This is a genomic window from Caballeronia sp. LjRoot34 (assembly GCF_964253815.1).
Lineage (GTDB): Bacteria > Pseudomonadota > Gammaproteobacteria > Burkholderiales > Burkholderiaceae > Caballeronia.
The window spans coordinates 1,325,920-1,337,939 of sequence record NZ_CAXUSB020000001.1 but is presented as its reverse complement, the minus strand read 5'-3'; the positions used below and the strand labels follow the sequence as shown (position 1 = coordinate 1,337,939).

12 protein-coding genes are annotated in these 12,020 nt (G+C 61.4%); 3 read left to right on the top strand and 9 right to left on the bottom strand.

Annotated elements, in window-relative coordinates; translation table 11 throughout:
• Window positions 1-6 precede the first annotated feature (6 nt).
• The 9 genes from ACSQ36_RS05845 to ACSQ36_RS05805 all read right to left on the bottom strand — a co-directional run bounded on the left by ACSQ36_RS05845 (window position 7) and on the right by ACSQ36_RS05805 (window position 9,542).
• Window positions 7-171: a DUF1330 domain-containing protein gene (locus ACSQ36_RS05845; RefSeq protein WP_436181206.1), complete on the bottom strand. Its 165-nt coding sequence runs from the start codon at window positions 169-171 to the stop codon at window positions 7-9.
• Window positions 113-286, bottom strand: coding sequence for a DUF1330 domain-containing protein (locus ACSQ36_RS05840; RefSeq protein ID WP_436181205.1), 174 nt, complete (start codon window positions 284-286; stop codon window positions 113-115). The genes ACSQ36_RS05845 and ACSQ36_RS05840 overlap by 59 nt, the downstream gene beginning before the upstream one ends.
• A 102-nt stretch (window positions 287-388) precedes the next feature.
• Window positions 389-1,243, bottom strand: coding sequence for a 3-deoxy-8-phosphooctulonate synthase (kdsA, locus tag ACSQ36_RS05835; RefSeq protein ID WP_031363912.1), 855 nt, complete (start codon window positions 1,241-1,243; stop codon window positions 389-391).
• A complete protein-coding gene (locus ACSQ36_RS05830; protein WP_436181204.1) occupies window positions 1,240-2,964 on the bottom strand; it encodes a CTP synthase in 1,725 nt (574 codons plus the stop codon). Before ACSQ36_RS05830 ends, kdsA begins: the two co-directional genes overlap by 4 nt.
• A 198-nt stretch (window positions 2,965-3,162) precedes the next feature.
• On the bottom strand, window positions 3,163-4,011 hold the full coding sequence (locus tag ACSQ36_RS05825) for an alpha/beta fold hydrolase (RefSeq protein ID WP_436181203.1): 849 nt from the start codon (window positions 4,009-4,011) through the stop codon (window positions 3,163-3,165).
• Between the two features lie 60 nt (window positions 4,012-4,071).
• On the bottom strand, window positions 4,072-6,672 hold the full coding sequence (locus tag ACSQ36_RS05820; RefSeq protein ID WP_436181202.1) for a DNA internalization-related competence protein ComEC/Rec2: 2,601 nt from the start codon (window positions 6,670-6,672) through the stop codon (window positions 4,072-4,074).
• A 92-nt stretch (window positions 6,673-6,764) separates the two neighbouring features.
• A complete protein-coding gene (locus tag ACSQ36_RS05815) occupies window positions 6,765-7,553 on the bottom strand; it encodes a TatD family hydrolase (protein WP_436181201.1) in 789 nt (262 codons plus the stop codon).
• Window positions 7,554-7,588: 35 nt separating this feature from the next.
• Window positions 7,589-8,296: a lipoprotein-releasing ABC transporter ATP-binding protein LolD gene (gene lolD, locus ACSQ36_RS05810; RefSeq protein WP_436181200.1), complete on the bottom strand. Its 708-nt coding sequence runs from the start codon at window positions 8,294-8,296 to the stop codon at window positions 7,589-7,591.
• Window positions 8,289-9,542, bottom strand: a complete 1,254-nt coding sequence (locus tag ACSQ36_RS05805) for a lipoprotein-releasing ABC transporter permease subunit (RefSeq protein ID WP_213763295.1) — start codon at window positions 9,540-9,542, stop codon at window positions 8,289-8,291. The genes lolD and ACSQ36_RS05805 overlap by 8 nt, the downstream gene beginning before the upstream one ends.
• A 433-nt stretch (window positions 9,543-9,975) precedes the next feature.
• Here ACSQ36_RS05805 and ACSQ36_RS05800 point away from each other — a divergent pair, with 433 nt between their 5' ends.
• The 3 genes from ACSQ36_RS05800 (at window position 9,976) to ACSQ36_RS05790 (ending at window position 11,984) form a co-directional block, all read left to right on the top strand.
• Entirely contained in the window at window positions 9,976-10,263 is a 288-nt protein-coding gene (locus tag ACSQ36_RS05800) for a type II toxin-antitoxin system RelE/ParE family toxin (protein WP_276572808.1), read from the top strand.
• Window positions 10,264-10,281: 18 nt separating this feature from the next.
• Window positions 10,282-10,584, top strand: coding sequence for a HigA family addiction module antitoxin (locus ACSQ36_RS05795; RefSeq protein WP_213763298.1), 303 nt, complete (start codon window positions 10,282-10,284; stop codon window positions 10,582-10,584).
• A gap of 290 nt (window positions 10,585-10,874) precedes the next feature.
• Window positions 10,875-11,984, top strand: a complete 1,110-nt coding sequence (locus tag ACSQ36_RS05790) for a regulator (RefSeq protein ID WP_436181199.1) — start codon at window positions 10,875-10,877, stop codon at window positions 11,982-11,984.
• The last annotated feature ends 36 nt before the right edge of the window (window positions 11,985-12,020 follow it).

Below are 12,020 nucleotides of genomic sequence, written 5' to 3'. Positions count from 1 at the left end.
CCGGCTTCAGAGGCCTTCTACGACCATCATGTTCAGTTCTGCTGCGCCCGCTCTCACGTGGCGCGCCGCTTCATATTGAGCGGAGTGATTCCATTGTGTGGCAGTCTCGTCGTCAACGAATGGTGTCGACGAACTCGAGTACGACCGAGTGTGGGCGAATGGATACTTCAAACGCCTCGCTCCGCCCGCTGCGCACCAGAAACTTACCACCGTATGCGTCAATCGCGTGCATTGCTAACGGCTGATATGCGGTGAATTTATCGGGGTCAGTAGGGTTCGCGTTCATGGAGATGCACCCTTCGCCATGACACTTCCCTGCCGGTACGTCGCGGATGTGGATGCTTAAGCGAGCACCTGTGCTGAAATACACACAACGCCCGCAGCGTCCTTAACTGAAATCGTTCTCGAGAAACGGTCCGCGCTTCACGGCCCGATCCAGCGCAACGAGTGTCTCCAGCAGTGCTTCCATTCTGTGCAGCGGTACGGCGTTCGGCCCGTCGGATTTCGCGTTCGCCGGGTCCGGATGCGTCTCCATGAACACGCCCGCAACGCCAGTTGCAATCGCGGCGCGTGCCAGTACCGGTACGAATTCGCGCTGTCCGCCGGAACTCGTGCCCTGCCCGCCCGGCAACTGGACGGAATGCGTGGCGTCGAAGACGACGGGTGCATTGGTTTCCCGCATGATCGCGAGCGAGCGCATGTCCGAAACCAGATTGTTATAACCAAACGACACACCGCGTTCGCACGCCATGAAACGGTCGTCGGACAAGCCGGCTTCGCGGGCAGCGTCGCGGGCTTTATCGATCACGTTCTTCATGTCGTGCGGCGCGAGAAACTGGCCCTTCTTGATGTTGACCGGTTTCCCCGAACGCGCGCATGCGTGAATAAAGTCAGTCTGGCGGCACAGGAACGCGGGCGTTTGCAGCACGTCCACGACCGACGCAACCGCTTCAATCTCATGCTCGGAATGAACGTCGGTGAGGACGGGCAGGCCGAGTTGCTTTTTCACTTCGCCGAGAATCCGCAGGCCTTCGTCCATGCCGAGTCCGCGGAACGACTTGCCGGAACTGCGATTGGCCTTGTCGTACGACGATTTGTAGATGAACGGAACGCCTACCTTCGCGCAGATTTCCTTGAGGCGGCCGGCGACGTCAATGGTCATTTGCTCCGACTCGACCACGCACGTGCCCGCGATCAGGAAAAACGGCTGGTCGAGACCCACTTCGAAATCACACAGCTTCATGCTTGCGCTCCGACGGAAACCGCCACGGCCGGTGCGGGTGCGTGTTCAGCAGCAGTGCCCGCCTGCCCGTTCGCCTTCAGCGCCAGATGATGCGCGCGTGCCGCTTCGACGAATTCCTTGAACAGCGGATGGCCATCGCGCGGTGACGACGTGAATTCCGGGTGGAACTGCACGCCGACGAACCACGGGTGCATGGCTTCCGGCAGTTCCATCATTTCCGGCAGATCTTCGCTCGGCGTGCGCGCGCTGATCACCAGCCCGCCCGCCTCGAGTTGCGGCACGAAGCGGTTGTTCACTTCATACCGGTGCCGATGGCGCTCGTTCACATCCGTACCGTAGATGCGTGCGGCCATGGTGCCCGGCTTGATCGGACATTTTTGTGAACCGAGGCGCATCGTGCCGCCCAGATCCGACTCTTCCGTGCGCTTTTCAACGTGACCTGCACGGTCGTACCACTCGGTGATGAGCGCGACAACCGGATTGGTCGTCGATGTATCGAATTCCGTGCTGTTAGCATCGGCCAGGCCGGCGATGTCGCGAGCGAATTCGATCACAGCCAGTTGCATGCCGAGGCAAATGCCCAGGTACGGCGTCTTCGACTCACGTGCGTACTTGATTGCCTTGATCTTGCCTTCTGTTCCACGCGCACCGAAACCGCCCGGCACGAGCACGGCGTCGAGATGCTTGAGACCGGCCACGCCGTCCGTTTCGATCTGCTCGGAATCGATGTACTCGATGTTGACCTTCGTCGACGTATGAATGGACGCGTGCTTGAGCGCCTCGATCAACGACTTGTACGATTCGGTCAGTTCCACATATTTGCCGACCATGCCGATGGTGACTTCGTTCTGCGGGTTTTCGAGCTTCTGGACGAGGCCGGCCCACATGCTGAGGTCGGCCGGTTTCGCCGTGAGCTTGAGCTCTTCGCAAATGATGTTGTCGAGACCCTGGTCGTGCAGCATCTGCGGGATCTTGTAGATGCTGTCCACGTCCCATACCGAGATCACCGCGTCTTCCGGCACATTGGAGAACAGCGAAATCTTCGCGCGTTCGTCGCCGGGAATCGGACGGTCCGCGCGGCACAGCAGCACGTGCGGCGAGATACCGATTTCGCGCAGTTTCTGCACGCTATGCTGCGTGGGCTTGGTCTTGAGCTCACCCGCCGTGGCGATGTACGGCACAAGCGTCAGGTGCACGAAACACGCGCTGTTGCGGCCGAGCCGCAGGCTCATCTGGCGCGCGGCTTCGAGGAACGGCAGCGATTCGATGTCACCCACCGTCCCGCCGATTTCCACGATTGCCACGTCAGGCTCTCCGCACGTGGCCGCAGCCGCGCCGCGTTGCAGGAACGCCTGGATTTCGTTGGTGATATGCGGAATGACCTGAACCGTCTTGCCGAGATATTCGCCCCGGCGTTCCTTGCGGATCACCGACTCGTAGATCTGACCGGTCGTGAAGTTATTGGCCTTGCGCATCTTCGTGCTGATGAAGCGCTCGTAATGGCCTAAGTCGAGGTCCGTTTCCGCACCGTCTTCCGTCACGAACACTTCCCCGTGCTGAAACGGGCTCATCGTGCCGGGGTCGACGTTGATGTAGGGATCGAGCTTTAAGAGGGTGACTTTCAGACCGCGCGATTCGAGGATCGCTGCGAGGGAAGCGGCGGCAATACCCTTGCCGAGGGAAGACACTACGCCGCCGGTGACGAATACATATTTGGTCATCGCTAGGTGCTCGCGGGAAAAACGGATTATACCCGAAAGGCGCCCCATAACCCAGCGCGGGAGGGAGCCGCGTTGGAACCCGATTTACCGCGAGCGGCGGGTTTTGGTCGCGTGTTTATCGGCGGCCTGAATGCGGTTTGAATGGCGTCTCGCCGGGGTGTGCGTTACTCCTATGCGCTACTGATGTGCATTAGTGCATCAAGCCCGCAGCCCGTTAAGCGTGCGCTGCAATGCGCGCGCCGTTTCCACCGGGTGTTCCATTGGGAACAGATGGCTGCCCTCGATCCATTCGAAATGCCCGCCCACAATACGCCGCGTCATTTCCAGCCCGACGTGGCGGACTTCCTTCGAATGCGTTCCCGCAATAAACCCGACCGGCACCGGCACGCCATGCGCAACCCGCGCACCCAGCGTGCGCGGCAACGTCTTGTATATGCGGAATTCCACCTCGCGATCGAAAGCGAGCTTGCGTTGGCGGTTGACGGCGCCGGCCGCTTCATCGATACCGCCAATGCCACCTCCGTTATGCGCCTCCGCCGGAATCGCGAAATCGATGTAATCCGACAGCATCCGCTCGTCCCAGCGGGCGAACGCGGTTTTCGCGTGAAAGTGACGCCAGGCGTCTTCGCGGCTCGGCCAGTGCGTGCGCCGGTTTTTAGTGGCGGCGGCAGGCGAAAGCCGTGTGTCGAGCCCCGTCCATTGCGATAAGCGAAGCACGCTGCTGCGCCAGCCGGCGATCACCGGCGAATCCAGCATCACGACGCCTTTCACCCATTGCGGCCGCTTGAGAGCCGCCATCAACGAGAGGTAACCGCCCAGCGAATGCCCGACCAGCCACACTTTCACGTCCGCTGGACGTCTGGCGTCAATGTCTTCGAGCAGTTGATCCACCAGATGCGGCCAGTCGCGCGTCACGGGGAAACGCGGATCGTGACCAAACCGTTCAACCGCGCGAATCTCGTAGTCATCGGCGAGTTCGGCGAAGATCGTCCGGTATGTCGATGCGGGAAACCCGTTAGCGTGCGAAAAATGCAGGATGTCTTTCAAGCGCCGTGCCCTCTCTTTTTTACAACGTCTCTTTGCAGCGTCTCATTATTAACGTTCTGTTCACCGCCCCATCCAGTAACGCGCGTGAGTCTGCCTGAAACGTTCGATGGACACCTCAGCCGACACGTCCATGCGCGCCGCGCCGTCTTCGTCGCTGCGCGATAACTCGATATGACGTAATCGATACCGCTCGAAAACCGTCGGATGCGGGTGGTTAAATCGGTTGCGGTAGCCTACCTGAAATACCGCGACGCGCGGCCTCACGGCGTCGAGGAAAGGCTCGGTGGACGACGTCTTGCTGCCGTGATGCGGCACGATCAGCACGTCTGCCTGCAGCCCGGCGGGCTCGCGTTGCCCGAGTTGCCCGAGTTGCCCGAGTTGCCCGAGTTGCCCGAGTTGCAATAGCTGGCGCTCGACGTCGGCTTCAATGTCGGCGGCCAGCAGCGCCGAGCGCCCTGCCGCGCTGGTCACTTTCAGCACGCATGACGTCGCGTTCGGTTTGGCCGCGAGCGGCCCAGCCTGCGGCCACAGCACGTCGAACACCACGCCGTCCCATTGCCAGCGCTGCCCCGCGACGCAGCGCAACAAAGCGCTGCCGTGATCCTGTGCCGTCTTCCACAACAGTTCGCGCGGCCGCAGGGACGCCACGAATTGCCTGACCTGAATACTTTCGAGCACCGCGGGCGCACCGCCCGAGTGATCGGAATCCGAGTGGCTGATCATCAGCGTATCGAGCGTGGAAAGGCCGTGGGCGAATAGATACGGCACGACAAGCCGCTCACCCGCGTGTGTGGATTCCGGGCCCGGACCTGCGTCGAAGAGCAAGGTGTGATGCATGGTTTCGATGACGATGGAAGATCCCTGCCCAATGTCGAGCGCCGTCACGCGAAACGTGCCGTTCGGCGGCGCTTGAGAAACTGGAAGCGCCAGCGGCGACCAGGTAAGCGGAGCGGCGAATCGCAGCGGCCAGCCGCGCGGAGCCAGAGCCCATATCACGCCAAACGCCGCTGCCGTCAGCGCAAATCCGTCCGGTTGCGGCAAACGCCAGAGCGTCCATGTGGGTCCAGACAGGTGGGCGAGCGCGTCGAACATTGGGGTCAGCATGCCATGCGCCGCGCGGTAGGCGAAACCATCGAGCGGTGCGGGCAGCAAAACCGCCACCAGCACGGTCGGCGTAACGAGAAAGCTGACCCACGGAATCGCGAACGCGTTGGCAAGCGGCCCCAACAGTGGAATCTGGAAAAACCAGTACGCGGTGAGCGGTGCGAGTCCGAGCGTTATGGCGTACTGCACGCGCGCACTGGATGCGATCCCGCGGCCGACGCGCCGTGCCGTAGGTCTGAGCCACGCCAGCGAGCGAACCCGGATTCGACCGATCGCGTCCCCAAACCTGTCACGGATGTGGCGACGTGGCAGTTTTTCCGCTTCATCCGCAGGCTGGCTCACGGCGGCATCTTCGTCTGCCTGGGCCGCCGCGAACTCCTCCGCGAAGCCGACCGATGCTCGCCGTCCACGCGATGCAATCGCGAACAGAATGGCCGCCACGGCGCAGAACGACAACCAGAATCCCGCCGCCGTCACCGCCCAGGGATCGGCAAGCAGAACAAGCCCCAGTGCCCAAGCGAGCACCAGCGAAGACGCCGGCCGGCGGCCGCTCAACACAGCGAGCGCGACGAAGCAAAGCATCCACATCGATCGTTGCGCGGGAACGTTGAATCCGGCGAGCGCCGCATAGAAGGCCGCGAATATCGCTGCGCCGGCTGCTGCCGCTTTTTGCGCTGATACGATCAGCGGCGCCGGCAACCCGCGCCATCGCAAGCGTCGCCATAACCCGCCGCACAAAAGCGCCGCGAGTCCCGCGACAAAGCCAATATGCAGCCCGGAAATCGCCACGAGATGACTGGTGCCGGTCGCGCGCAGCAAGGTCCAGTCGGCGTCGCTGACCACGTCTTGGGCGCCTGTAGCCAACGCGACGATAATTCCTCGATGCGGAGCACCGTCGAGTGCCGTTAGAACCCGCTCGCGCAACCGCGCACGCCAACGATCGATCGTCAGCGCGAAACCGTGCGCATCCGTGGGCAAACGCCGAGCCGCGCCCGGCACGGAAACGTAACCGGTCGCACGAATGTTGCGAGCGAGCAGCGCCACTTCAGCATCGCGGCCCCGAAAATTGGCATTGCCATGCGGACGTTTCAGTCGGGTGACCAGCGTCCATCGTTGCCCGGCCCAAAGAGCAGGTGGCGGTGCGACGGCAGGACCGCGTTTGGACGCGTCAACCGCCATCCACGATAGTTGTACGACACGCGGGAAATTCGTCAACGCGGCATCGTTCGATTCGACTTCAAACAGGAACCGTGTGCCGTCCGCGCCTTGCATTGGCAAGCCGCGCACGAATCCGGTCAATTCGATGTTGCGATTCTCGAACGCAACGGGCAAACCGCGTTGCAATCGCGTGTCTGCGCGCCAGGCGGCGTAACCGAAGCCAATCACCAATGCAGCCGCAATCAGCGATGCCGCGCGAAACCGCGGGAAACAAACCGCGAGCGCACAGGCAAGCCCGAGCAGGAGCAAAAGCGCCCATAAAACAAGGGCGCCGGGCAACGCAGCTTGCTGCTGCAAACACATGATTCCCAGCGCAAAGCCGATCAAGATACCGCGCACGCACGCTCCTCAAAAACTCGACGCGAGCGCAGACGCATCGAAGGAAAGAACTGCCCTTCAATGCCTACGATCGAACGAAAACAAGGAACTGATTATGCGGAGATAAGGCCGAGCCGCGGCAGCGCGGCGTGCGCGTTAGCCGTTGTGCCTAAAGAAAGTGTCTGTTCGTCAATGCCGCGCAATTCTGCAAGCATCCGCGCGATGCCAGGCACCTGATCCGGCGCATTGCGATGCTTGTAGAGCCATGAAGGCGCAATATCGGGCGCATCGGTTTCAAGCACGATCGCGTCCAGGGGCAACTCTGCGGCGAGGCGCCGAATCTGGCGAGCGCGTTCGAAGGTCAGATTGCCGCCGAAACCCAGGCGCATGCCATGCGCGATGAACGCTTCGGCCTGCTGAAAACTGCCGTTGAACGCGTGCGCAATACCGAGTTTGACGGAGAACACGCGCAGGCCCTTGAGCACCTTGTCCTGCGATTTGCGCACATGGCAGATCACCGGCAAATCGAACTCGCGTGCGAGCTTGAGCTGCTCGTAATAGAAGAAGGTTTGGCGCGCATCGTCTAGGCCGGGTACAAAATAGTCCAGCCCGATCTCGCCGATACCCACAAACCTCGGATCCCCCATACTCACGGCAATCTGTTCGCGCAACACGCGCAGATCGTCGTCGTGCGCACGCGGCGTGAACAACGGATGAATGCCAAGCGCGTAAGCACCGCCTTCAATGCGATGCGCAAGCTCACGCACGCGGTCGAAATTCTGGCGCTCCACGCCCGGAATCACGATCCGCGAGACACCCTCTTTCAACGCCGACGCCGCGACGTCATCGCGGTCGGCATCGAATTCGGATGCATCGAGATGGCAATGCGTGTCGATCCACATGCAAGGCCTCCAGCATTCCAGCGATTATCCAGCGATCAAACAGGGACGACCGGCTCCTCGAACAACACGCCGTCACGCAAACGCATGATGCGGTCGCAGCGCGCGGCGAGATCGGGATCATGCGTGACGATCACGAAGCTCGTCTCAAACGTCTGGGACAACTCCAGCATCAGGTTGAACACCGTATCCGCTGTGGCGCCGTCGAGGTTGCCGGTCGGCTCATCGGCGAGCACGCATGCCGGGCGCGTGACCAGCGCACGTGCAATCGCCACGCGCTGACGCTCGCCGCCTGACAATTCGCCTGGCCGGTGTTTAGCCCGATGGCCAATCCCCACGCGATCGAGCACGGCCATGGCCTCCTTGCGTGCGTCCGTTTCGCTCATGCGGCGAATGCGCAGCGGCATCGCGACGTTATCGAGCGCGGTGAATTCGGCAAGCAAATGATGAAACTGATACACGAAACCGAGCGCACGATTACGCAGTTCATTGCGTTCGCGTTCACGCAATGCGGTGAACGGTTTGCCCAGCAGTGAAACCTTCCCCGCGCTGGGTTCATCGAGACCGCCGAGCACGTGCAGCAACGTGCTTTTACCCGATCCCGATGCGCCGACGATCGCCAGTTTCTCGCCACGCCGGACCTGCAATTCTGCATTATCGAGCACTTGCACGTTGAAGCCGCCCTGCACGAACGTCTTCGAAATCGCCGATGCTTCGAGCACGATGTTGCTGTTGTTATCACTCATAGCGCAGTGCCTCCGCCGGACGAACCTTGGCGCCCCGCCAGCTCGGATAGAGCGTTGCGAGCGATGACAATCCGAATGCGATAAGGCCGATCCGCGCGACGTCGGCGGGGACGAGTTCGGACGGCAATTCGCTGATGAAATACACCGATGGCGGCAGGAACTGCACGCCAAGCAGATGCTCGATCATGGGCACGAGCCACGGAATGCTCCACGCGATAAGGCATCCCAGCGTCACACCAAGCGCCGTGCCGATAAAGCCGATCGTCACGCCCTGGATCACGAATATCTTCATGATCGAGCCGGGTTGCGCGCCAAGCGTGCGCAGGATGGCGATGTCCGCTTGTTTATCGGTCACGGTCATCACCAGCGACGACACCAGGTTGAACGCCGCCACCGCAATAATCAGCGTCAAGATGATAAACATCATGCGTTTCTCGATCTGCACGGCCGAGAACCACGTCTTGTTCTGCTGCGTCCAGTCGCGGATATAGAGGTCGCCGGAAAGCGTTCGCGACAGTTGCCGCGCGACTTCCGGCGCACGCTGCATGTCCTTCAGCTTCAGGCGCACGCCCGTGGGCGCCGGCAGCCGGAACAGCGCCTGGGCGTCGGCAATGGAAATCAGCGCCAGCGTGGAGTCATATTCGTAGTGCCCCGACTCGAACACGCCGACCACGGTGAACTGCTTGAGCCGCGGCAGCATGCCCGCCGGCGTGATCGTGCCTTCGGGCGCGACCAGTGTGATCTTGTCGCCCGTTGTCACGCCGAGATTGGTCGCCAGATCCGCGCCGAGCACAATGCCGAAGCCGCCGGGCACGAGATCAGTGAGCTTGCCGCCCCGCATCTCCTTGCCGATATCCGACACTTCCGGTTCCAGCGACGGCTCAACGCCCCGCAACGCCACGCCGCTAACGGCGCCTTGACGCGTCAGGAGCGCCTGGGCGTCCACGTAAGGCGCCGCGCCGATCACTTCCGGATTCTTGCGCGCTTCCTGCGCGGTCAGTTGCCAGTTGGGCATGGACCCGGTCGGCGAGAATATTTCGACGTGCGCGAGCACGGACAACATGCGGTCGCGGACCTCTTTCTGGAACCCGTTCATTACCGAGAGCACCACGATCAGCGCCGCGACGCCAAGGGCGATACCAGCCATCGATACCAGCGCGATAAACGAGATGAAACCGTTGCCGGTGGTGCGTTTGCCGGCGCGGGTGTAGCGCCAGCCGATCTGCCATTCGTAGGGAAGTTTCAAGCGATTCCTTTTCAGCGTTCTAACGTTCTTCGATCTTTACATCGCGCATTCGGCGCACGGCTGGAACCTTGCGGCTTGCGGCGTTTTTCTGACCCGAGCCAGGTCAATCGGGTGGCGGTCACAACGCCTTTTCTACCCTTACCGCATCGATCGAACGCAACCGGATGCACCGATCCGTCTGCAATCAAGCGCGAAGTTTGCCACACAATTCTTAGCCGAACCTTTAGCCCACGCTTTAACCGGGATGTCGCGGCGGATGGGAAAACGACGGCGCAAGCCAGCATGCTGGCCGTTCGGACGATTTCCGTCGCCCCTCTCGCAGTCCATACTCGCCTGGCTCACCCACACGGCATCGTCCCTCCGAAAACCCGGCTTCAGCCGCAGCAACGGCTTAATTTCATCACTCTTGACGTATTACGCAAAACGTAATACGATGAACATAATGATCCAAACGTTCCGATGCAAGGACACGCAAGCACTGTACGAAGGTGGAACACCGAAACGGTTTCGGGCAATCGCTGATGTCGCTATCAGAAGGCTTACGGCATTGGACGCTGCAGTGGAAATACGCGACCTGAAGTCGCCGCCCGGCAACCGGCTCGAATCCCTTTCCGGCGACCGGCGCGGTCAGCTCAGTATCCGGATCAACGGTCAATGGCGCGTTTGTTTCAAATGGACGACGAAGGGTCCCGTCGACGTCGAAATCATCGACTATCACTGACCACTACTAGGAAAGCACATGTCCAAGAACGGCATGCGTCCGGTTCACCCGGGCGAGATATTGCGGGAAGATTATCTGGTCCCGCTCGAAATGAGCGTGAACGCCCTGGCGCTGGCGTTGAATGTGCCTGCAACGCGTCTGCATGAAATCGTGAAAGAACGGCGCGGCATCACGGCCGACACCGCCTATCGCCTTGCACGCTACTTCGACTCGACCCCCGAGTTCTGGTTGAATCTCCAAGCCATGTACGACTTGAAAACATTGCCAACGCGCAGTGAAATCGATCGCAAGGTTGAACCCCGTGAGTTGTCGCGCGCGTGATGCATCAACCCAGGCAGGCACGGAAATGTGGTGTGGCCTGACTCCGGGTGTCGTCGTAAAACCTTGGGGCAAGGTCTGCGGAGTTGGGTTAGCGGAATTGATCCGCGAGCGATGGACCGGTCCCGGCGTGCAACACGCGCACCTTCGCTGCCACAGCCCAGCCTTGACGTGATCCAGGATCGACTTTGTGTGTCCGGCAGCTATCCACGTATTACTTGTTACGCATATGTAGCGTATAGCACCGAAGCAAACGGCAAGCGCCCGGAAAACACCGGGGCCTTTGCCATACAATGCGCAGCATCATGCCCACGTCCAAGCTCCCAGACCTTCACCTTCTCTTACCGTTCGCGCTGCCATCAGCTGCGGACGCCGCCACTGCGCTGCACAAGCTGGACCGCCCCGCGCTCGACCGGCTGCTCGCCCGGGCCACGCTCGATGAGCGCGTGATCGGCGAGGATTTCCAGCGCACTCTGCCGCACGAGCGCTGGATCGCACGGCAGTTTGGCGTCGTGAACGAGGTGCCCGGACAAGCCGCCGACGAAGCACCGCTCGCGCCCTATATGTTGCTCGCCGACGGCGGAACGCCCGGCGACACCATTTGGGCATGCATCGAGCCGGTGCACGTGCGGATCGCGCGTGATCATCTGGTGCTGATCGATCCGGCCACGCTGGGTGTAGACGATCAGGAAGCACGCACGTTATTCGATGTCGTCAAGCCGCTGATAGAAGACCTCGGACTGACCATTCAGGCGCCGCAACCAGCACGCTGGTACGTCGCCGGACCGAATCTCGGCAAGCTCGCGGGCGCGTCGCCGTTGCGAGCGAGCGGGCGCAATATCGAAATCTGGTTGCCGCATGAAGCAGGCACCGGCGAACGCTCGCGTGCGTGGATGAAGCTGCAGAACGAAGTGCAGATGGCGTGGTTCGAACACCCGCTCAACGAAGCACGTGAAGCGCGTGGCTTGCCCGCGATCAACTCCATCTGGCTGCACGCGCAAGGCGCGCTACGCAGCGTAACGAGCCCATTCGCGCACGTAATGTCGAACGCTCCGGCCACACGCGGGCTCGCATTGGCAGCCGATATCGTGCCGCAAGCGCCGCCGGAATCTTTCGCCGCTTTTATGGCTTCAACAACGGCAAGCAATGGCCGCGCGCTTGTCGAACTCGACCCGTTTTCCGCACCGTTCATCGAGCAGGACTGGGCGCGCTGGAACGACGCGCTCGGCACGCTTGAGCGCGACTGGTTCGCGCCGGCCCTTGCCGCGCTCGAGAACGGAACGCTTGGCACGTTGCGCCTCACGTTGTGCAGCGACACGGGTTCAGTGTCGCTGACCGTCACGCGCGGCGCGTTGCGCAAATTCTGGCGGCGGCGTCCGATCGCGGCGCTGCTTATCGAATGAACGAAGCGAATAAACGAAACGAGTAGATGAAGCGAA

Coding starts and splice junctions, on each gene's coding strand:
- ACSQ36_RS05840 (WP_436181205.1), bottom strand. CDS start 286: ATGAACGCGAACCCTACTGACCCCGATAAATTCACCGCATATCAGCCG.
- kdsA (WP_031363912.1), bottom strand. CDS start 1,243: ATGAAGCTGTGTGATTTCGAAGTGGGTCTCGACCAGCCGTTTTTCCTG.
- ACSQ36_RS05830 (WP_436181204.1), bottom strand. CDS start 2,964: ATGACCAAATATGTATTCGTCACCGGCGGCGTAGTGTCTTCCCTCGGC.
- ACSQ36_RS05815 (WP_436181201.1), bottom strand. CDS start 7,553: ATGTGGATCGACACGCATTGCCATCTCGATGCATCCGAATTCGATGCC.
- lolD (WP_436181200.1), bottom strand. CDS start 8,296: ATGAGTGATAACAACAGCAACATCGTGCTCGAAGCATCGGCGATTTCG.
- ACSQ36_RS05800 (WP_276572808.1), top strand. CDS start 9,976: ATGAACATAATGATCCAAACGTTCCGATGCAAGGACACGCAAGCACTG.
- ACSQ36_RS05795 (WP_213763298.1), top strand. CDS start 10,282: ATGTCCAAGAACGGCATGCGTCCGGTTCACCCGGGCGAGATATTGCGG.
- ACSQ36_RS05790 (WP_436181199.1), top strand. CDS start 10,875: ATGCGCAGCATCATGCCCACGTCCAAGCTCCCAGACCTTCACCTTCTC.